Source organism: Micromonospora sp. WMMA1363, from assembly GCF_030345795.1.
Taxonomy (GTDB): Bacteria; Actinomycetota; Actinomycetes; order Mycobacteriales; family Micromonosporaceae; genus Micromonospora.
Map to the genome: position 1 here is coordinate 4,070,752 of NZ_JAUALB010000001.1, position 19,821 is coordinate 4,090,572.

Genomic DNA, 19,821 nt, shown 5'->3' on the forward strand with positions numbered 1-19,821 from the left:
ACTGAACGGGTGAGGAGTTGGTCACGCCTGCGGCCCATGCCGGCACGGGGCAGTTTCCACTACAACTATTAGTCCGGAACCTCCCCAGGACCCGGTTTCGCAGGGGCCCGGCGGTCGCACCCGTCGGGCCCCTGCCCGTAGGGCCTGGTTCGGCTTGCCCGCACCGGGCAGGATGAGCCGGTGCCGACCCCACCACCCACAGACGTCATCGAGCCACACACCTGGAACGACGAGGTGCAGACCCGCGCCGAGTTCGACCAGCGGCTGGCCAGCGGAATCCTCACCGGGCTGACCGTGCAGGGGCTCCGGCTCGACCTCGATCCCCCCGACCTCACCGGCGTCACCGTCGCCGACACGCTCTTCGTCGGCTGCCGGTTCGCCTCCCGGGAGGTCGGCGCTGACCTGGTCCGGCGCGGCGCGGACGTGGTGCCTCCCTTCTCCGAGCTGCCGTACCCGACGCAGCCGTCGCACCTCTACACCCCGGAGGACCTGGCCGCCGGGTTCGCCGAGGCGGGCTTCGCCGGGATGTACGACACCCGCGTGTACGCGCACTTCCGGGCGCACGGCGGGGCGCTGCCGGATGTCCGGGAGGCGCTCGGCCAGCGGCTCCACGACCACGGGGTGGACAACGCCCTCGCCGACGCCACCCGCACCTGGCTCGCCACCCATGGTCCCCAGTCGGTGGTCGGCATCATGGGCGGGCACGCTGTGCCGCGCGGCAGCGCGCCGTACCGGATGGCTGCCGTGCTGGGCCGCGAACTGGCCCGGGCTGACCGGCTGGTGGTGACCGGTGGCGGCCCCGGCGTGATGGAGGCGGCGAACCTCGGGGCGTACCTCGCGCCGCGCCCGGCCGACGACCTGGATGCGGCGATCGACCTGCTGGCCGCGGCGCCGGACTTCACCGATCACGACCGTTACACGGCGGCGGCGCTGCACGTCCGGGAGCTGTTCGGCCCGCCGCTGCCGCCGCCGGGCGGCAACAGCGACGCGGCGAGCCCGTCCCGCGCCGACTCCGCCGCCCTCGCGACCGGCGAGCTGGACTGGGCCCGCAGCGGTGGGCTCGCCGTCCCGACCTGGCTGTACGGGCACGAACCCGCGAACCTCTTCGCCGGGCGGATCGCGAAGTACTTCTCGAACGCCATCCGGGAGGACACGATCCTGCGACTGGCCCGGGGCGGCATCGTGTTCGCGCCCGGCCGGGCCGGCACCGTGCAGGAGGTGTTCCAGGCGGCGACGAAGACCTACTACGGCACCGACGGGGCCAGCGGCGCGTACGTGTTCCTGGACCGCGCGTACTGGACGGCGGAGTTGCCGGTCGAATCGTTGCTGCGGCCGTTGCTGGCCGCCTCCCCGTTCGGGAACCTGTCCCCCACGGTGCACCTCACCGACGACATCCGTGAGGCCGTGCAGCTCCTGGTTGGATCAGGCCCCCTGGTCAGCGCCTCAGGTAACGGAAGGGGCCGCTCCTGACCGCCATCGGCGCCGCACGCGCCGACGGCCGGCCCCGGAGCGGGAGCCTGCCGTCGGGACGCGTCGGACGATCAGGTCATTTTGGTGCCGGTGGAACGCAGGTGCTCGCAGGCGTCGACCACCCGAGCGGCCATGCCGGCCTCGGCGGCCTTGCCCCAGACCCGGGGGTCGTACATCTTCTTGTTGCCGACCTCACCGTCGACCTTCAGCACGCCGTCGTAGTTGCGGAACATGTGGTCCGCGACCGGACGGGAGAAGCAGTACTGCGTGTCGGTGTCGATGTTCATCTTCACCACGCCGTAGTCCAGCGCCTCCCGGATCTCCGACAGCAGCGAGCCGGAGCCGCCGTGGAAGACCAGGCTCAGCGGCTTCTCCTTGCCGTACTTGGCACCAACCGCCTCCTGAATCTGCCTCAGCACCTCGGGGCGGAGCTTGACGTTGCCCGGCTTGTAGACGCCGTGCACATTGCCGAAGGTCAGCGCCGCCATGTAGCGGCCCTTCTCGCCCAGACCGAGCGCTTCGACCATGGCCAGGCCATCCTCGACGGTAGTGTAGAGCTTCTCGTTGATGGCGTTCTCGACGCCGTCCTCCTCGCCACCGACGACACCGACCTCGATCTCCAGGACGATCCTGCCCTTGGCCGCCTCGGTGAGCAGCTGCTCGGCGATCTCCAGGTTCTCCGCGACCGGAACCGCCGAGCCATCCCACATGTGCGACTGGAACAGCGGCTCCTGGCCCGCCTTCACCCGCTCCTGCGAGATGCCCATCAGCGGGCGGACGAACGTGTCCAGCTTGTCCTTCGGGCAGTGGTCGGTGTGCAGGGCGATGTTGACCGGATACTTCTTGGCGACCTCGTGCGCGTACGCCGCGAACGCCACCGCGCCGGTGACCATGTCCTTCACCGAGGGACCGGACAGGTACTCCGCGCCACCCGTGGAGACCTGGATGATGCCGTCACTCTCCGCATCGGCGAAGCCCTTCAGCGCCGCGTTGAGGGTCTGCGAGGAGGTCACGTTGATCGCGGGGTACGCGAACCGGCCTGCCTTGGCGCGGTCCAGCATCTCCGCGTAGGCCTCGGGGGAAGCGATGGGCATGTCGAACGCTCCTTACTTACCACTCTCGGCCGCAGCCGGCCGCTGTTGTCCTTGTGCGCCGGACCGCGCTGTCCACCGCCGGCAGTATCCCGTAGCAGGCGCCGGACGGCACAACCGGCCCGGGTGCGGTCATCTCCGCTCCCCGGTGTCCGGCACGACGATGCTGATCAGCCAGGTCACCACGGCCATCACGATCGCGCCCCAGAACGCCGCCCAGAAACCGTTCACCTGAAACGGAAGGTCCAGCGCCCGAGCGATCCGGTCGGTGAGCAGAAAGAGCAGAGCGTTCACCACCAGCGCGAACAGCCCGAGGGTGAGCAGGTAGAAGACACAGCCCACAATTATGATCAGCGGCTTGAGTACGGCGTTGACCACACCGAAGATCAGTGCCACGGCGACCAGGGTGAGGGCCGTGTTCGCGCCGGACCGGCCGCTGACCTCCACACCGGGCACGATGAGCGTGGTGATCCACAACGCGACCGCAGTGGTCGCCAGCCGGATCAGGAAGCCCATGCACCCATCGTGGCACCGGGTACTGGAACGTGGGACACATTCCGGTTTCCCGGCGGGCGGCGCCGTTCGGCCGGCTTTGAGCGCGGATGGTGACCAGCCCCGTACGGTGTGTGGGTAGCTGTCGGTAGGAGATCCAGGGAGGGACGATGGGTCAGCCCGACGAGGACTTCGCCCCGAGCGACCACCTCGCTCCGGAGGAGCGGGACCTGGAGGCGGAGCCGGCCGACGCGGTCGAGCAGGCGGCGGTGATCGTCCCGGACGAGGTGGACGGGGAGCCGCACCGCGGGCTGGAGGTCGACGACTGGGACGCGATGGAGCAGGCCCGGGTCGTCGCCGGCGACGAGGACGACTACCGCTGAGACGTCGCAGTTCCCCACTCCTCGACGCCCGGTGGATGAGGTCGGCGACGCGGAGCGGGGCACACACCTCGTACGTCACCGCGCCTTTCCGCACCAAAGGGACGGTAGAGACCAGCGAATCAACCGGCTTCGGTTCGACCGGAGCCGGCGCCCACACCTGGCGCGCTGGACGCCGTCACCACACGTGACGGCGGACCGGCCGTTACAGGTGGACTCGGTCAGCCGTTCGGATCATGTTGACCGGCAGCAACCTTCCCGGGGCAGCGGCAACACTTAAGGACTCATTAAGATCCGCTGGCCAGCTTTGCTGACCCCTCATCCGAAGGAACTCCATGCTCAAGCACTCGACCCGGCGCTGGCTCGCCGGGCTGGGCGTCGTAGGCGCGTTCGTCGCCGCCTCCGCCACCCCCGCCTTCGCCGAGGAAAGCGGGGACGAGGTCTTCTCTTCGCGAACAACGCCCTCCTGGCACCCGATGGTGGCCCGAAGTCCGTCACGCTGTATGCCTTCACCGAGTCCTTCCCCGAGGACCTGACGGTCACGGTCGACCGGGGCACGGTCAACGACTTCGCCGACGTCAGCCTCACCCACACCCGGGCCGACTGCACCGAGACGGCAAGCAGCATCACCTGCGATCTCAAGGGCGGAGAGGTCATCGACTTCCTGCTCGACCTGACCGTCGAGGCCAAGGACTCCGCGGGCGCCGGCGACACGGGCGAGCTGACCTTCACCGTCGACGCCAAGGGTGAAGAGAGCGTCCGCACCACGGCGACGGTTGAGATCGGAGAGGGTATCGACCTGACGGCACAGGAAAGCTTCGCGTTCTCCGGCGCACCGGGTACGTCGAAGAAGGCCCCGCTCGGCGTGTCGAACGTCGGTAAGACGACCGCCCGCGACGCGGTGCTGTTCCTTGCGATGACTCCGGGACTCGCTCCGGCGGAGCGCCACTCGAACTGCTCCTACCTCTTCGCGCTCGGCACCCAGTTCGCCCAGTGCACTGTCGGCGAGATCGCGCCTGGTGCTGTTCTTCAGCTCGATGACTCGTCCGCGCTGAAGATCGTCGACGATGCCTGGGCGCCGGGCGAGCAGTACGGCACGGCGGTGTGGTTCGGCAGCGGCGACTGGTCGGAGTTCCTGACGGAGTTTCCCATCCCGACCGAAGAGTGGCAGAAGGGGAGCGGGGACGCCCTGGAGTTGGTGTCGGCCGTGATGACCACGGCCGCTCGCGGGCTCAAGCAGGTCGATACCGATCCGTCGAACAACATCACCGAGATCCTGGCGACCGTCAAGGGCGACCAGCACGCGGACGCCGCCGCCACCGGCGCGGAGGTCGCCGGATCGGTCGGCGAAACGGTGACCGCGAAGGTCGGTTTCGTGAACAACGGCCCCGCCATGATCAACACTTACCTGCCGGGTGAGCTCACCACCACCGCCGAGGTCACCATTCCCGCGGGCGCGACCGCCGTGGCCGCGCCGGAGAGCTGCGCGCCGGTCAACGGCGACGACATCGGCGGGTTCGGCGAGCCCGGCGGACGTGTCTACTTCTGTGAGTGGTTCGACGTTCTGCGCAAGGGTGAAGCCGCCCTCCTCGAGTTCGGTCTGCGGATCGACAAGCTTTCCGGTGCCGCCGGCTCCGTCGAGCTGCTGCACTTCGATTTCGGCGATGACGACAGCCGCGTCGCCGATCTGAACCCGAACAACGATGTCGCCCCGTTCGCCCTCAAGGGCGCGGCCGGTGGCCAGGGCGGCGGCGACGGGGACGGCCCGACCCTGCCGATCACCGGTGCCAACGCCGGCCTGATCGCCGGCATCGGCGGCGTGCTGCTCGCCGCCGGCGCGGCCGGCTTCGTGGTGGCCCGCCGACGGAAGACCCGTTTCGTGGCCTGACGCCTCCCACCGCCCGGTGCCCCGCCGACCCGCGTGGTCGGCGGGGCACCGCCGTCAGGGGCGCCGTAAAGGGGACGACACAAGATCGACCTGGCTGGGACCATGGGCGGCGTGCTGCTCACCGTCTCCACCACCCACCGGCCGGCGACCGACCTCGGTCACCTGCTGGTGAAGCACCCGGACCGCGCGCACTCCTTCGACGTGCCCACCGGCACCGCGCACGTCTTCTATCCCGAGGCCGGCGAGGACCGCTGCACCGCCGCCCTGCTGCTCGAGGTGGACCCGCTACGCCTCGCGGGGGCGCGCGGCAAGGGTCGGCAGGCGGCACCGGCCCCCGAAAGCTTCACCCTCGGGCGCTACGTCAACGACCGACCGTACGCCGCGTCCAGCCTGCTCTCCTCGGCTCTGTCCCGCGTCTACCGGTCGGCTCTGCGCGGCGAGTCCCGGGAGCGGCCGGAGCTGGCACGGACGCCCATCCCCCTCACGGTCCGCGTGCCGGTGCTGCGGTGCCGGGGTGGCGCGGACGTGGCGGTACGGATGTTCGGCCCGCTCGGCTGGACGGTCGACGCCATCCCGATCCCGCTCGACGGGGAGCACCCCGAGTGGGGGGACAGCCGGTACGTGGACCTCACGCTGACCGGCACACTGCGGGTCGCCGACGCCCTGAACCACCTGTACGTGCTGCTGCCGGTGCTGGACGACGCGAAGCACTACTGGGTCGCCCCGGATGAGGTGGACAAGTTGCTCCGGGCCGGTGCCGGTTGGCTGGCCGGCCACCCCGAACGCAGCATGATCACGCGCCGATACCTGGCGCACCGGCGCGCGTTGGCCGGGCAGGCCCTGGCACGTCTCGCCGAGCAGCGCCTCACCGACGAGTCAGCCGCCGTCGACGCGGACACCATTGACACGGACAGCGTTGAGGCGGCCGACGCGGCGACCGCCCCGGCCCGGCTCTCACTCGCCGTGCGGCGGCGGGAGGTCGTGCACGCGGCGCTGGCCGCAGCTGGCGCGAACCGCGTGCTGGACCTGGGCTGCGGCGGCGGGGCACTGCTCGCGACGCTGGTGGGCGATAGCCGGTTCACCGAAATCGTCGGCACCGACGTGTCCACCCACGCGCTCGACCTCTCCGCCCGGCGACTGAGGCTGGACCGCCTGCCGGAGCGGCGACGCAACCGGATCCGGCTCTGGCAGTCCGCGCTGACCTACCGGGACGACCGGCTGCGCGGATACGACGCGGCGGTGCTGATGGAGGTGATCGAGCATGTCGACCCGGCCCGACTGCCCGCGCTGGAGGACACCGTGTTCGGCCACGCCCAGCCAGCCACAGTCGTGGTGACGACGCCGAACTCGGAGTACAACGTGTGCTACGAAGGCTTGGCCGCCGGCCGCTTCCGGCACGCCGACCACCGGTTCGAGTGGACTCGCGCCGAGTTCGCCGACTGGGTCGCCCGGGTCGGATCGACCTACGGCTACGCGGCGGCGCGGCGCGGGATCGGCGACGAGGACCCCGAAGTGGGGGCGCCGACCCAGCTCGCCGTGTTCACCCGGACGGAGGCCGACCGATGACCGTCCTCGACCTTCCCGAGCTTGCCCTGGTCGCGCTCGTCGGGGTGTCCGGCTCGGGCAAGTCCACGTTCGCCCGCCGGAACTTCGCGGCCACGCAGGTGCTCTCCTCGGACGCCTTCCGGGCGATGGTCGCCGACGACGAGAACGACCAGTCCGCGTCCGCCGACGCGTTCGGCGCGCTGCACTACGTGGCTGGCAAGCGACTGCGGGCCGGCCGGCTCACCGTGGTCGACGCGACGAACCTCCAGCCGCACGCCCGGACGGCCCTGGTCCGGATCGCCCGGGAACACGACGTGCTGCCGGTGGCGATCGTGTTGGACGTGCCCGAGGCGTTGGCGTGGGAGCGCACCCGGGCTCGCGCCGATCGCACCTTCGGCCGCCCGGTCCTCACCCGGATGCAGCGGGATCTGCGCCGCACGTACGGTCAGCTCACCCGCGAGGGATTCCGGAAGGTGCACGTGCTGCGGGGCGTCGAGGAGATCGAGGCCGCGCAGATCCGCTACGAGAAGCTGTTCAACGACCGGCGGGAGCTGACCGGTCCGTTCGACATCGTGGGCGACGTGCACGGGTGCCGTGCCGAGCTGGAGGCGCTGCTGGTCCGGCTCGGCTGGGAGCTGGTCCGCGACGACGCGGGTCGGCCGGTGGACGCTACACACCCGGCGGGACGTACTGCGGTCTTCGTCGGTGACCTGGTGGACCGCGGCCCGGACTCCCCTGGGGTGCTTCGCCTGGTGATGGGCATGGTCGCGGCCGGGCACGCGCTCTGCGTGCCCGGCAACCACGAGCAGAAGCTGCTGCGCAGGCTGCGCGGCCGGGACGTGCGGCTCACGCACGGCCTGGCCGAGACGATGGCGCAACTCGCCGCCGAGCCGGCGGACTTCGTGGCCGCGGCGGCGACGTTCGTCGACGGCCTGGTCAGCCACTACGTGCTGGACGGCGGCCGGCTGGTGGTCGCGCACGCCGGGCTGAAGGAGGAGTACCAGGGCCGCGCGTCCGGCCGGGTACGCGCGTTCGCCCTGTTCGGGGAGACCACCGGGGAGACCGACGAGTACGGGCTGCCGGTGCGCTACCCGTGGGCACGGGAGTACCGAGGCTCGGCGACGGTTGTGTACGGGCACACGCCCACCCCGGAGCCGGAGTGGCTGAACGACACCATCTGCATCGACACCGGCTGCGTGTTCGGCGGGCGGCTCACCGCGCTGCGTTATCCGGAACGGGAGCTGGTCTCGGTGCCGGCGGAACGGGAGTGGTACGCCCCGGCCCGCCCGTTGACGGCCGCGCCGGCCAGGCCAGACGAGGTGCTGGAGCTGACCGACGTGACCGGCCGGCGGCACGTGGAGCACGCCTATGGCTCGCTGACCGTGCCGGCCGAGAACGCCGCCGCGGCGCTGGAGGTGATGAGCCGCTTCGCGGTCGACCCGCACCGGCTGGTCTGGTTGCCACCGACGATGGCGCCGTGCTCGACGTCGACACTCGACGGCTACCTGGAGCACCCGGCCGAGGCGTTCGCGGACTACCGCGCGGCGGGTGTGGACCGCGTGGTCTGCGAGGAGAAGCACATGGGCTCGCGGGCGGTGGTGCTGGTCGACCGGAACCCGGGAGCCGGGCCGTTCCGGGGCGGCGCGGTGTACACGCGGACCGGCCGGCCGTTCTTCGGGGAGCCGTTGGACGGCGAGCTGCTCGGCCGGCTCCGCGCGGCGGTCGACGCCGCCGGGCTCTGGGCCGAGCTGGACACCGACTGGCTGCTGCTGGACTGCGAGCTGCTCCCCTGGTCGGCCAAGGCGGGTGGGCTGATCCGTGAGCAGTACGCGAGCGTCGGCGCCGCCGGCCGGGCCGCCCTGCCGGCAGCACTGGCCACGCTGGATGCCGCGGCCGCCCGGGGGCTCGACCTGGGCGCGCTGCGGGAGCGGATGGCCCGCCGCCGGGACGACGTGTCCGCCTACTCGGCGGTGTACCGGGCGTACGTGGGACCGACCGACGGGCTGCGTGGGGTGACGTTGGCGCCGTTCGCGGTGCTGGCGTGCGCGGGGGCGAGCTACACCGACCGGGACCACGGCTGGCACCTCGGCTTGGCCGACCGGCTCTGCGCCGCCGATCCGGCGTTCTTCACCCCGACCCGCCGGCAGGTGGTCGACCTCTCCGACTCGGCCGCCGAGACGGAGGCCACCGACTGGTGGCTCGCGCTCACCGCCAACGGGGGCGAAGGCATGGTGGTCAAGCCGTACGCCGGGCCGGCGGCGCGGTCGGCGCGGGGTTCGCTGCTCCAGCCCGGCGTCAAGTGTCGAGGCCGGGAGTACCTACGGATCGTCTACGGTCCCGAGTACACCGAGCCGGAGCGGCTGGCCCTGTTGCGCCGCCGCTCGCTGGGGCGCAAGCGCGGCCTCGCACTGCGCGAACACGCCCTCGGGCTGGCCGCCCTGGACGCGCTGGTCGCCGGGGCGCCGCTGTGGCGCCGCCACGAGTTGGTGTTCGCGATCCTCGCCTGCGAGTCCGAGTCGGTCGACCCACGGCTGTAGGACGCGACCGCTGTTCCCTGGCCCCGTCGCTCCGCTTCACGGCACGCACAGGTGTCGACCGCTTCCTGTGCGCCGGTTGAGGCAGAGCGGAGGGGGAACAGCAGGGTGGCCCGGTGCCGCCGGACACGGCGGCTCACCGCCAGCCCGCCTATGTGACGTCGCCCACCGGGCGGATCGGACCGCGACCTAAACTACGGGCATCGCGTCGCCTTCAGGCGACATCCTGTCTGCCAACGCTCGGAGGTCACCTCGTGTCGACGCCCACCACCACCCTGGCCCTGGGGCCGGACTGGCTCGATCCCGAGGTGCTGATCTCGACGTTCGGCCTGCTCGGCATCCTGGTGATCGTTTTCGCCGAATCGGGCCTGCTGATCGGCTTCTTCCTGCCGGGTGACTCGCTGCTGTTCACCGCGGGCCTACTCACCGCCGACGGGCAGTACATCACCTGGCCGCTGTGGCTGGTCTGCCTGCTCATCACGCTGTCCGCCATCGCTGGCGACCAGGTGGGGTATGCGTTCGGCCGCAAGGTGGGTCCGGCGCTGTTCCGCCGACCGAACTCAAAGCTGTTCAAGCAGGAGAACCTGCTGAAGGCGCACGACTTCTTCGAGAAGTACGGCGCCCGCTCGATCGTGCTGGCCCGCTTCGTGCCCATCGTGCGGACGTTCACGCCGATCGTCGCCGGGGTCAGCCGGATGAGCTACCGCACGTTCGTCATCTACAACGTGCTCGGCGGCATTCTCTGGGGCACCGGCGTGACGGTGCTCGGCTACTTTCTCGGTCAGATCCCGTTCATCAAGGCGAACGTCGAGCTGATCCTGATCGCGATCGTGGTGATCTCGGTGGTCCCGATCGCGGTCGAGCTGCTGCGGGCACGCCTGGCGGCGAAGCGCGGCACCACCGCCGAGGAACGGGCAGCTGCCGAGGAGGCCATCCGGGAGACCCGGGAGCACTACGGCAAGCACTGATCGGTTCGGCCCCGACCCGGGTGGCGCGGACGACCGCCGGGCAGGCCCGACCGACCGTCCGGCGCCACCCCGGTCGGGGTGGCGCGGACGAGCGGTACGGTCAGCGTGCCTTCTTGGTGGCGCGCTTGCGCGGCGGCGTCAGCAGATCGGCGATCGTCGCGATCGCGCTCGGCACCAGCCGGTAGTACGCCCAGACTCCACGCTTCTCCCGCTCCAGCAAGCCAGCCTCGGTAAGGATCCGGAGGTGGTGGCTGACCGTCGGCTGGGAGAGCCCGAGGGGCGCGGTCAGGTCGCACACGCACGCCTCGCCCTCCGGAGCCGACTGGATCAGGCTGAGCAGCCGCAGCCGGGCTGGGTCGGCGAGGGCCTTGAGGACCCCGGCCAGCCGCTCGGCATCGGCACGTTCGATCGGCTCGCCGGCAAGCGGCGAGATCTGAGGCATGGTCATTTCAGCCAACGCAGTTCCCACGTAATCCATCCTTCCACCAGCAGCATCGATCCGCCTGCATATCAGCAGATCCGAATCGGCAAACTTTTACGCCACAAGGCCGAGGTCAGCCAACGTATAGGCCGCTCGGTACGGCAGTCCGGCGGCTCTCACAGCGTCGCCAGCGCCTCGATCAACAATAACCGCCACCCCCGCCACCTCCGCCCCGGCCTCGCGGAGGGCCTCGACGGCGGCCAGCACGCTCTGCCCGGTGGTGGAGGTGTCCTCCACCGCCAGCACCCGACGCCCGGTCACGTCCGGCCCCTCGATCCGGCGCTGGAGCCCGTGCGCCTTGCCCGCCTTGCGGACGACGAAGGCGTCCAGCGTCCGGTCGGTGCCGGCGGCTGCGTGCAACATCGCGGTCGCGATCGGGTCAGCGCCGAGCGTCAACCCGCCCACCGCGTCGAACGCCCAGTCGGCGGTCAACTCCCGCATCACCCGGCCCACCAACGGGGCCGCCTCGTGATGCAGCGTGACGCGTCGCAGATCGACGTACCAGTCCGCTTCGCGCCCCGAGGAGAGCACCACCCGTCCGTGGACCACCGCCAGTTCGCTAATGAATTTACGCAGGTCGTCGTGGTCCGCCATGGCGAAGAGCGTACTGCGCGACGCTGTGGGCCGCGTGCGGGGTCGGCTCCGATCAGCCCTGCGGGCGATGAGACGGACGGCGATGTCCGGCTACGCTGAGCGAGCACCCAACGTGGTGGCGGGCCCGCGGCGGGGTTGGCGGCTCAGCGACCGTCGCGACCGATCCGGCCGCGGGTGTCCCGCGAGGCCGCCCCCAGCAGGCGCCGGGGCGCGTACCGCAGTCCTGCCACGGCCAGCTTGTACCTCCAGGTGGGCACGCTGACCAGTTTGCCTTTTCGCAGGTCACGCAGGGCTTCGTCGACGACCTCGTCGGCCCGCAGCCACATCCACCCTGGAGTCTTCGACATGTCGATTCCCGCGCGGTCGTGGAACTCGGTCCGCGTGTAGCCGGGGCAGAGCGCCAGCACCCGCACGCCGAACGGACGGACGGAGAGACCGACCGACTCGCTGAAGTTGGTGACCCACGCCTTGCTGGCCGAGTATGTCGAACCGGGCATGGCCACCCCGAACCCTGCCACCGAAGAGACATTAATCACTGCCCCATGCCGCTGCTCGGTCATCGGACGCACCGCGGCGAGGGTCAGCCGCATCACCGCGTGCACGTTGAGCCGGAGCAGGCGGGCCTCCGCCTCGGCCGACGACCGCAGGAACGGCGTGTTGAGGCTGATGCCCGCGTTGTTCACCAGCAGCTCGACCGGCGCTCCCTCGGCGATCCGTCGCTCCACCTCCGCGCAACCGTCGTCGGTGGACAGGTCCACGGAGATCGTCTCGACCTCACCGCCGTGCCGGCCGGCCAGCTCCGCGGCGAACTCCGCCAACCGGACGGCGTCCCGGGCGACCAGGACAAGGCGCCAACCGTCGGCCGCCAGTCGCCGTGCGAAGGCGGCGCCGATACCGGCGGTCGCTCCGGTGACGAGGGCCCGACGCTCGGTGGTCGGCTGGTCGAGGTTCACGGGTGGTCCTCACCTCGGGGGTACAGGGGCGGGTGGGCCGGGGCGTGCGAAACCCGTGCCGGCCGACGGAACCAGGTGGTCGCTGGCGGAAGTGCCAGCAGCACGGCCACCACAAGGTAGCCGAGTACCTGCCCGACGGAAAGCCCCGCGCCGAGCGGGATTTACCAGCCCGGGTACGCCTCGTCGAGCCGGGCGAGCAGCCCGGCGGCGGCCCGATCGTCCTCCCCCAGCTCCACCGGACCGGCCCGCTGCACGGCCAGCCCCACCGACGGCGGCGACCGCCATCAGCGCCAGCAGCACGACGACCGCCACCACCGCGGGGCGACGGGGTCGGTCGGGGTACGACACGACTGGTCCCTCCGGTTAGGAGTTGCGTTGCAAGACCTATCCGGAGGACCGTCGTCGCTATCCGGCGCTCAACTCACCGGTGGTGGGGTCGGACCCGGCCGGTCGGATCCAGGGTGCGACTCGCCGCCCTGCTCCGGTCCGCCCGGCTGACCCGGCTGACCCGGCTGACCCGGAGTCTGCGGGTAGCCCGGAGTCTGCGGGTAGCCGGGAGTCTGCGGGTAGCCGGGCTGGTCCAGGGTCGACGGGTACGCCGGGTAGGCGGCGCCGGGGACCGGCGGCTCCCAGGCCGGCTGGCGCTTTCGGAAGAACTCGTTCGCCGCCGGCAGCGCCAACAGGATCAGCGCCGCCAGCAGGGCGATGATGCCGAGCACCGTGAGCAGCAAACTCACCGGCTCGTACCAGGAGGGAAGCGCCTCGTCGAGACGGCGGTTGATCTCCTCCTGGCTCGGCGCGTCCCCGGTGCTGGGGCCGCTCATCGCGCCACCGGCCGCGGTGCCGGCCAGAGCCAGCCCGGAGCAGCAGAGCGCGATGCCGCCGACGATCCACGTGATGATGCGGGCGACGTTCTTCCCCCGGTTGTTCAGCAACGCGAGAACAACCAGCCCGATCGCGAAGAGCAGGCTGACCACGCTGCCCGCGAGGACCCCGAACACGATGAAACCCTCGGTGCCCTCGGCATCGGTGCCGGCATACGCGTCGCGGAAGACGTCCCGGTACGTGTTGATGGTGGTCAGCCCGATGATCAGGCTGATCACGGAGAGAACAGCGTAGGAGATGAGCAGATAGCTGGAAATCGTCACGACGGCGGGGCGTACCCGCGCCGGTCCCTGCTGGGGGTCGACCACGATTCTCCTTCCCTAGATCGCGCGCACACCGTACCGAGTACGGACCAACGTGGCGGGACGGCGCGACGGTCGATGTCGTCAGTAGCCGCGCCACGCGGCTACGGGCAGGCTACCTGCGGTACGCCGCACGGCTGGCTGCCACGACCGGCTCGGGTCAGCGATCGTCAGACGAGGAGCCGGGGACGTCGGGTCGGCGGACCTCCGTGTCTACGCCGGATGGGCTCCCCGGGTCTACTACCTGCGCGCCGGACGGGGCGTGCGCGGAGGGGTCGGGACAGCTCAGGTATCCGGGTGGGACCGTGAAGTAACCGGGCGGCTGGTAGCCCGGCGGGACGTAACCGGGTGGGGCGTAGTCGGGCGGGGCGTAGGCGGGCGGGACCGGTTCTGCTGCGAGGTACGGCGCGGGGATGGTGGAAAGCGGCGGCGGCACGGGCCGGGCGGCCACGAACCAGCGGTGCGCCGGCGGCAGCACCAGCAGCAGCACCACCGCGGCGGTCAGTAGGAACACAAGCAGCGCCCCGAGCACGCCCAGCGGGAAGAACACGGCGTCGAACGGATCGGTCGTGCCGTACAGGGCATCGAGGAACGCGCTGTCCTCCCAGAACTCCGCCGGCGGATCACCATCGTCGGGATACGCCTCGTCGAAGCCTGCTCCCGCGAGCAGCATCGGGAGGAAAACCACCCCGAGGCACCCCTGCCCCAGGCACACCAGTAGTTGCAGGCCGGCGCCCACGAAGACCAGGATCCGGGCGACGTTCCCGCCCCGGTGCACCGGCCGCGCGGTCGCGGCATACCAGACCGCCAGCAGCAGGACCGGCACACTGATGAAGAGCGCTCCGGTGACGTTGCCCCACCGCTCGGCGCTCACCTCGCCCGGGTCGACGTCGGGAACCGCCCGCACCGCGCGGTCGATGTGGCCGTCCCACTGGACGGCCTGCACGATCACGAGCGCGACGAGGCCGAGTAGAACCAGCACGGAGGCGAGCTGCAGCCAGACGGCGACGGTGACGGTGCGCGGCCGAGGCGGTCGCGCCGGGACGTCGGTGGGGGCGGTCATGGCTCGCAACGTACGGGTCGGCCGGGCGTATCGGCAGAGCCGTTCGGCCGGCTCGTACCGGCCAGTTGATCAAGATTTGCCGAGTCGGTCCCGGTGTACTCGCGCACCCTCGTGCGGGCCATGTTTCAGCCGGTGAACGTGGCGACGTCGGCCGGGTCGCGGCGCCGCCCAGGCCGCCCGGCCGACCACCGGGTCCAGCCGGTCTGGCCGCGTACACCCAGTCCGCCGGGCGGCCGGCAGCTGGTCGAGCTGCCCGCGTTCCTCCTCCGGGTGGTCGGCCAGCGCGGCCTCGACCCGCTGGTACGCCTCGATCACCGGCAGCAGCGCGCCGAGGTCCCCATCAGCCCAACGCCACGATCTCGGCACGGCGCAGCTCCGCAAGGGCCGCGGCGAGCTGACGCCCGGTCTTCCTCCCGATCCGCGACACGCCCCTGTCCTACCCGACCGATACGCGCCCACCCTGTTGATCATGAGGTTGACGAAGATCCCTCGACCGCCGCCAAACTCATGATCGACACGGGCTGCGGTCAGGCGGCCGTGACCGTCAGGCCGTCCTTGGCGTCCGACAGGTCGACGCGGACCGTGTCGCCGTCGCGGATCCCGCCGGCCAGTAGGGCCTTGGCCAGTTGGTCGCCGATCGCCGACTGCACCAGGCGACGCAGCGGGCGGGCGCCGTAGATCGGATCGTAGCCGTGTTCGGCCAGCCAGGCCCGGGCCGGCTCGGTGATCTCCAAGCCCAGGCGGCGGTCGGCGAGCCGGCGGCGCATCCGCTCCAACTGGATGTCCACGATAACCCGCAGTTCCGCACCCTGAAGGGCGGCGAAGACCACGATGTCGTCGAGGCGGTTGAGGAACTCCGGCTTGAAGTGCGACCGGACCACCGCCAGCACACCCTCGCGACGCTGCTCCTCGGCCAACGTCAGGTCGCCGATCACCGACGACCCGAGGTTGGAGGTGAGGATCAGGATCGCGTTGCGGAAGTCCACGGTGCGACCCTGGCCGTCGGTGAGCCGGCCGTCGTCGAGCACCTGGAGCAGGATGTCGAAGACATCCGGGTGGGCCTTCTCCACCTCGTCCAGCAGGACCACCGAGTACGGCCGACGACGCACCGCCTCGGTGAGCTGGCCGCCCTCCTCGTAGCCGACGTAACCGGGCGGAGCCCCGACGAGCCGGGCCACCGAGTGTTTCTCGCCGTACTCGCTCATGTCGATGCGGACCATGGCCCGCTCGTCGTCGAAGAGAAACTCGGCGAGCGCCTTGGCCAGCTCGGTCTTGCCGACACCGGTCGGACCGAGGAAGAGGAAGCTGCCGGTCGGACGGTCCGGGTCGGCGACGCCGGCCCGGGCGCGGCGGACCGCGTCGGAGACCGCCGCGACAGCCTCGGACTGGCCGACCACCCGGGCCCGCAGCGACTCCTCCATCCGCAGCAGCTTGGCCGTCTCGCCCTCGAGCAGCCGGCCGGCCGGGATGCCGGTCCAGGAGGCCACCACGGCGGCGATGTCGTCAGCGCTGACCTCCTCCTTGAGCATCGCGCCGTCGGCTTGCAGCCCGGCCAGTTCCTCCTCGGCCTTTGCCAGGTCGGCCCTGAGCGCAGGAATGCGCCCGTACCGCAGCTCGGCGGCGCGTTCCAGCTCACCGTCGCGCTCGGCACGTTCGGCCTCGCCGCTGAGCCGCTCCAGTTCCTCCTTTGCGGTGGAGAGCTTGGCGATGTGACTCTTCTCCAGCTGCCAGCGCTCCGACAGCGCGGTGAGCTGCTCACGCTTGTCGGCCAGCTCCTTGCGCAGCCGTTCCAGGCGCTCGGCGGAGGCGGCGTCCGGCTCCTTGGCCAGCGCCATCTCCTCGATCTCCAGCCGACGCACCGCTCGCTCGATCTCGTCCACCTCGACCGGCCGGGAGTCGATCTCCATCCGGAGCCGGGACGCGGACTCGTCGACCAGGTCGATCGCCTTGTCCGGCAGGAACCGGTCGGTGATGTAGCGATCCGACAGCGACGCGGCGGCGACCAGTGCGGCGTCGGTGATCCGTACGCCGTGGTGCACCTCGTACCGCTCCTTGAGACCGCGCAGGATGCCGATGGTGTCTTCGATGGTCGGCTCGCCGACCAGCACCGGCTGGAAGCGGCGCTCCAGTGCCGGGTCCTTCTCGATGTGCTCGCGGTACTCGTCCAGCGTGGTAGCGCCCACCATCCGCAGCTCGCCCCGGGCCAGCATCGGCTTGAGCATGTTGCCGGCGTCCATCGAGCCCTCGCCCTTGCCGGCCCCGACGACGGTGTGCAGCTCGTCGAGGAAGGTGATGACCTGCCCGTCGGAGTTCTTGATCTCCTCCAGGACGGACTTGAGCCGCTCTTCGAACTGCCCCCGGTACGACGCGCCAGCCACCATCGCGCCGAGGTCGAGCGAGACGAGCTTCTTGTCCCGCAGCGACTCGGGCACGTCACCGGCGACGATCCGCTGGGCCAGGCCCTCGACGATGGCGGTCTTGCCGACGCCCGGCTCGCCGATCAGAACCGGGTTGTTCTTCGTACGCCGGGACAGCACCTGGATCACCCGGCGGATCTCCGAGTCCCGGCCGATCACCGGATCGATCTTGCCTGCGCGTGCGCTGGCGGTCAGGTCGACGCCGTACTTCGCGAGGGCCTGGTAGGTCTGCTCCGGGTCGGCGGTGGTGACCCGCCGATCCCCACCGCGCACGATCGGAAACGCGGCGACCAGTGCCTCGTCGGTGGCTCCGGCGCCCTTGAGCGCGGTGGAGACCCCACCGCCCACCCGGGCCAGACCGGCGAGCAGGTGCTCGGTTGAGGTGTACTCGTCGCCGAGCGGCCGAGCGATCTGCTCGGCGGCGCCGATGGCGTTGACGAACTCGCGGGCCAGCGTCGGCTCGGCAATGCTGGACCCGCGCGCGGCGGGTAGCGCGTCAACCGCCCGCTGGGTGACCCGGCGCAGCTCGGCGGGGTCGGCCCCGACGGCGCGCAGCAGGCCGGCCGCGGTCGAACCCTCAGTGTCCAGCAGCGCCAGCAGGAGGTGCCAGGGCTCCACTGTGGCGTGGCCCCGCTGGTTGGCGAGTGCGACGGCACCGGTGATGGTCTCGCGGCTCTTGGTGGTGAGACGTTCGGTGTTCATGGGCTCCCCCGGGGTCGGCGTGTCCACTAGCAAGGACACTCCCAGAGTTGAGCCTATTCCGCTCAACTTCAGGAACGTGATCTGGATCACTATCGACCGGTATACCGGCAACGACACCGGGAGCCCCCCGGGAGGGGCCGCCCTGCCGAGGTGCCCCAACTGCGGGTATGGGTAGCCTTGCCCAGGTGCGAGTACGTGTCGAACAGACCTCCCTACCGGGGATCGGTGTACGTCACGATCTGGTGACGGAATCCGGCCGCCGACTGGGGGTGGTCTCCCACCGCAGCGGCCGTCGTGACCTGGTCCTCTTCGACCCCGACGATCCCGACTCGTGCCAGGCCGACATTCCGCTGACCGACGACGAGGCGGAGGCACTCGCGGACATCCTCGGCGCCTCGCTGGTGCTCGGCCAGCTGTCCGGCCTGCGGGAGCAGGCCGCCGGTCTGCTCACCGAGCAGATCGCCATCCCGGCCGGCTCGTCGTACGTGGGCCGCAGGCTCGGCGACACCAAGGCGCGTACCCGCACGGGAGCCTCGATCGTGGCGGTGCTGCGTGACGGCGACGTGATTGCCTCTCCGGACCCCTCGTTCCGCTTCGCGGCCGGTGACGTGGTGGTGGTGGTCGGGACCCGGGCGGGTCTCGACGGCGTGACCGCCATCTTCGCCGACGGTGACCCGGACGGCTGAGGCGGATGCACGAGACCACGTCGCTACTCATCGAGGTCGGCGCGCTGCTGTTCCTGCTCGGCCTACTCGGCCGGCTCAGCCGCCGGATCGGCCTCTCCCCGATCCCCCTCTATCTTCTCGCCGGCCTGGCCTTCGGGCACGGCGGCGTGTTCGAGTTCAAGGCCAGCGAGGAGTTCTTCGCGGTCGGCGCGGAGATCGGCGTGATCCTGCTGCTGGTCATGCTCGGCCTCGAGTACTCGGCCAACGAACTGATCGGCAACCTACGGGCGGCGGCTCCGGCCGGCCTCATCGACGGGGTGCTGAACGCGCTGCCGGGCGCCGCCTTCGCGCTGCTGCTGGGCTGGGACTGGGTGGCTGCGGTCGTCCTCGCCGGGATCACCTGGATCTCCTCGTCCGGTGTCATCGCCAAGGTGCTCGCCGACCTGGGCCGGCTCGGTAACCGGGAGACCCCGGTGGTGCTGTCCGTGCTGGTCATCGAGGACCTGGCGATGGCCTTCTACCTACCGCTGCTCACTGCCGTGCTGGCCGGCACGGGTCTGATCGGCGGCGGGATCTCGCTTGCCATCGCGGTAACCACCGTGCTGATCGTGCTGGTGGTGGCGATCCGGTACGGCCGGCTCATCTCGTCGGTGATGTCGGCGGGCGACCCGGAGGCGCTGCTACTCGGCGTGCTCGGCCTGACCCTGCTGGTCGCCGGCGTGGCCGCGAAGCTCCAGGTGTCCGCAGCCGTCGGCGCGTTCCTGGTCGGCATCGCGATATCCGGGCCGGTGGCGCACCACGCGACGGAGCTGCTCACGCCGCTGCGCGACCTGTTCGCGGCGGTGTTCTTCCTCTTCTTCGGGCTGGTCACCGACCCCCGGGACATTCCGCCGGTGCTGCTGCCTGCGCTCGGGCTGGCAGCGGTGACGATGGGGACGAAGACGCTCACCGGATATTTCGCCGCCCGGCGGGCCGGTATCGCCGAGCCCGGCCGTTGGCGGGCCGGCCTCGCCCTCGTGCCGCGCGGGGAGTTCTCCATCGTCATCGCCGGGCTCGCGGTGGCCTCCGGCGGCGTCGAGCCGCGGTTGGCGGCGCTGGCGACGGCATACGTATTGATCACGGTAGTCACCGGGCCGATGCTGGCGCGGGTGCCCGACCTCGACTGGTTCAAGGGCTGGCTGCGGCGCCGGGCGGCGGCGCAGCGGGCCCAGCCGGCACCCGTCCCCGACTGACGGTCGGGGGCCATCGCTGGCCAACCCACCTGCACGTCCACGCTCAGCCAGGACGGTCAGCCAGGCCAAGCGGTTGCCGAATTGCTCCCGCGGGGTCTACCGCTGGTGGCACTCGCGGGTTACCGTTTCGCCCCAGCAGCGATGGGTCCGCGGGTGCAC

The 19,821-nt window shown here is 71.0% G+C and carries 17 protein-coding genes and 1 pseudogene; 8 read left to right on the forward strand and 10 right to left on the reverse strand.

Translation table 11 applies throughout. From position 1 onward, the window contains the following. Nucleotides 1–180 precede the first annotated feature (180 nt). Nucleotides 181–1,470, forward strand: a complete 1,290-nt coding sequence (locus QTQ03_RS18955; RefSeq protein ID WP_289279208.1) for an LOG family protein — start codon at nucleotides 181–183, stop codon at nucleotides 1,468–1,470. Nucleotides 1,471–1,541: 71 nt separating this feature from the next. On the opposite strand, the gene fbaA is transcribed toward QTQ03_RS18955, so the two are convergent. Both fbaA and QTQ03_RS18965 read right to left on the reverse strand, forming a co-directional pair. After that, the gene (gene fbaA, locus QTQ03_RS18960) at nucleotides 1,542–2,564 is read right to left on the reverse strand and encodes a class II fructose-bisphosphate aldolase (RefSeq protein WP_289279209.1); all 1,023 of its coding nucleotides are present in this window, start codon (nucleotides 2,562–2,564) and stop codon (nucleotides 1,542–1,544) included. Nucleotides 2,565–2,693: 129 nt separating this feature from the next. Then, nucleotides 2,694–3,077, reverse strand: a complete 384-nt coding sequence (locus QTQ03_RS18965) for a phage holin family protein (RefSeq protein ID WP_289279210.1) — start codon at nucleotides 3,075–3,077, stop codon at nucleotides 2,694–2,696. A gap of 146 nt (nucleotides 3,078–3,223) precedes the next feature. Between QTQ03_RS18965 and QTQ03_RS18970 the strand changes: the two genes are divergently transcribed. The 5 genes from QTQ03_RS18970 (at nucleotide 3,224) to QTQ03_RS18990 (ending at nucleotide 10,368) form a co-directional block, all read left to right on the forward strand. After that, nucleotides 3,224–3,436, forward strand: coding sequence for a hypothetical protein (locus QTQ03_RS18970; protein WP_289279211.1), 213 nt, complete (start codon nucleotides 3,224–3,226; stop codon nucleotides 3,434–3,436). 304 nt (nucleotides 3,437–3,740) lie between these two features. Beyond that, complete coding sequence (locus QTQ03_RS18975; RefSeq protein ID WP_289279212.1) at nucleotides 3,741–5,321, forward strand: LPXTG cell wall anchor domain-containing protein; 1,581 nt, start codon at nucleotides 3,741–3,743, stop codon at nucleotides 5,319–5,321. Between the two features lie 111 nt (nucleotides 5,322–5,432). After that, a complete protein-coding gene (locus QTQ03_RS18980) occupies nucleotides 5,433–6,887 on the forward strand; it encodes a 3' terminal RNA ribose 2'-O-methyltransferase Hen1 (RefSeq protein WP_289279213.1) in 1,455 nt (484 codons plus the stop codon). Further along, nucleotides 6,884–9,403, forward strand: a complete 2,520-nt coding sequence (locus tag QTQ03_RS18985) for a polynucleotide kinase-phosphatase (RefSeq protein WP_289279214.1) — start codon at nucleotides 6,884–6,886, stop codon at nucleotides 9,401–9,403. The genes QTQ03_RS18980 and QTQ03_RS18985 overlap by 4 nt, the downstream gene beginning before the upstream one ends. Before the next feature lie 251 nt (nucleotides 9,404–9,654). Then, complete coding sequence (locus tag QTQ03_RS18990) at nucleotides 9,655–10,368, forward strand: DedA family protein (RefSeq protein ID WP_289279215.1); 714 nt, start codon at nucleotides 9,655–9,657, stop codon at nucleotides 10,366–10,368. Nucleotides 10,369–10,468: 100 nt separating this feature from the next. Here QTQ03_RS18990 and QTQ03_RS18995 read toward each other — a convergent pair whose 3' ends face one another. The 8 genes and pseudogenes from QTQ03_RS18995 to clpB form a co-directional block, all read right to left on the reverse strand. After that, entirely contained in the window at nucleotides 10,469–10,846 is a 378-nt protein-coding gene (locus QTQ03_RS18995; protein ID WP_169596714.1) for an ArsR/SmtB family transcription factor, read from the reverse strand. Nucleotides 10,847–10,903: 57 nt separating this feature from the next. Continuing rightward, nucleotides 10,904–11,443, reverse strand: a complete 540-nt coding sequence (gene pyrE / locus QTQ03_RS19000; RefSeq protein WP_289279216.1) for an orotate phosphoribosyltransferase — start codon at nucleotides 11,441–11,443, stop codon at nucleotides 10,904–10,906. 143 nt (nucleotides 11,444–11,586) lie between these two features. Continuing rightward, nucleotides 11,587–12,396 carry an SDR family NAD(P)-dependent oxidoreductase gene (locus QTQ03_RS19005; protein ID WP_289279217.1) on the reverse strand — a complete coding sequence of 270 codons (810 nt, stop codon included), beginning with the start codon at nucleotides 12,394–12,396 and terminating at the stop codon, nucleotides 11,587–11,589. After that, nucleotides 12,393–12,656: pseudogene (locus QTQ03_RS19010) on the reverse strand (hypothetical protein); the annotation flags it as partial. The pseudogene QTQ03_RS19010 and the gene QTQ03_RS19005, both read right to left, overlap by 4 nt. Nucleotides 12,657–12,812: 156 nt before the next feature. Continuing rightward, nucleotides 12,813–13,589, reverse strand: a complete 777-nt coding sequence (locus QTQ03_RS19015) for a hypothetical protein (RefSeq protein ID WP_289279218.1) — start codon at nucleotides 13,587–13,589, stop codon at nucleotides 12,813–12,815. Between the two features lie 154 nt (nucleotides 13,590–13,743). Further along, complete coding sequence (locus QTQ03_RS19020; protein WP_289279219.1) at nucleotides 13,744–14,646, reverse strand: hypothetical protein; 903 nt, start codon at nucleotides 14,644–14,646, stop codon at nucleotides 13,744–13,746. A 69-nt stretch (nucleotides 14,647–14,715) separates the two neighbouring features. Then, nucleotides 14,716–15,012 carry a hypothetical protein gene (locus QTQ03_RS19025; protein ID WP_289279220.1) on the reverse strand — a complete coding sequence of 99 codons (297 nt, stop codon included), beginning with the start codon at nucleotides 15,010–15,012 and terminating at the stop codon, nucleotides 14,716–14,718. Between the two features lie 161 nt (nucleotides 15,013–15,173). Further along, nucleotides 15,174–17,765 carry an ATP-dependent chaperone ClpB gene (gene clpB, locus QTQ03_RS19030; RefSeq protein ID WP_289279221.1) on the reverse strand — a complete coding sequence of 864 codons (2,592 nt, stop codon included), beginning with the start codon at nucleotides 17,763–17,765 and terminating at the stop codon, nucleotides 15,174–15,176. A gap of 185 nt (nucleotides 17,766–17,950) precedes the next feature. On the opposite strand from clpB, the gene QTQ03_RS19035 reads away from it, so the two are divergent. Both QTQ03_RS19035 and QTQ03_RS19040 read left to right on the forward strand, forming a co-directional pair. Then, nucleotides 17,951–18,451, forward strand: coding sequence for a cation:proton antiporter regulatory subunit (locus tag QTQ03_RS19035; protein ID WP_289279222.1), 501 nt, complete (start codon nucleotides 17,951–17,953; stop codon nucleotides 18,449–18,451). Nucleotides 18,452–18,456: 5 nt separating this feature from the next. After that, entirely contained in the window at nucleotides 18,457–19,662 is a 1,206-nt protein-coding gene (locus tag QTQ03_RS19040; RefSeq protein ID WP_289279223.1) for a cation:proton antiporter, read from the forward strand. Nucleotides 19,663–19,821 lie beyond the last annotated feature (159 nt).

What these genes read in the sequence shown, in the direction of transcription:
- QTQ03_RS18995 (WP_169596714.1), bottom strand. Translation starts at nt 10,846, where the DNA reads ATGGATTACGTGGGAACTGCGTTGGCTGAAATGACCATGCCTCAGATC.
- QTQ03_RS19040 (WP_289279223.1), top strand. Translation starts at nt 18,457, where the DNA reads ATGCACGAGACCACGTCGCTACTCATCGAGGTCGGCGCGCTGCTGTTC.
- clpB (WP_289279221.1), bottom strand. Translation starts at nt 17,765, where the DNA reads ATGAACACCGAACGTCTCACCACCAAGAGCCGCGAGACCATCACCGGT.
- QTQ03_RS18970 (WP_289279211.1), top strand. Translation starts at nt 3,224, where the DNA reads ATGGGTCAGCCCGACGAGGACTTCGCCCCGAGCGACCACCTCGCTCCG.
- QTQ03_RS18985 (WP_289279214.1), top strand. Translation starts at nt 6,884, where the DNA reads ATGACCGTCCTCGACCTTCCCGAGCTTGCCCTGGTCGCGCTCGTCGGG.
- fbaA (WP_289279209.1), bottom strand. Translation starts at nt 2,564, where the DNA reads ATGCCCATCGCTTCCCCCGAGGCCTACGCGGAGATGCTGGACCGCGCC.
- pyrE (WP_289279216.1), bottom strand. Translation starts at nt 11,443, where the DNA reads ATGGCGGACCACGACGACCTGCGTAAATTCATTAGCGAACTGGCGGTG.
- QTQ03_RS18965 (WP_289279210.1), bottom strand. Translation starts at nt 3,077, where the DNA reads ATGGGCTTCCTGATCCGGCTGGCGACCACTGCGGTCGCGTTGTGGATC.
- QTQ03_RS19020 (WP_289279219.1), bottom strand. Translation starts at nt 14,646, where the DNA reads ATGACCGCCCCCACCGACGTCCCGGCGCGACCGCCTCGGCCGCGCACC.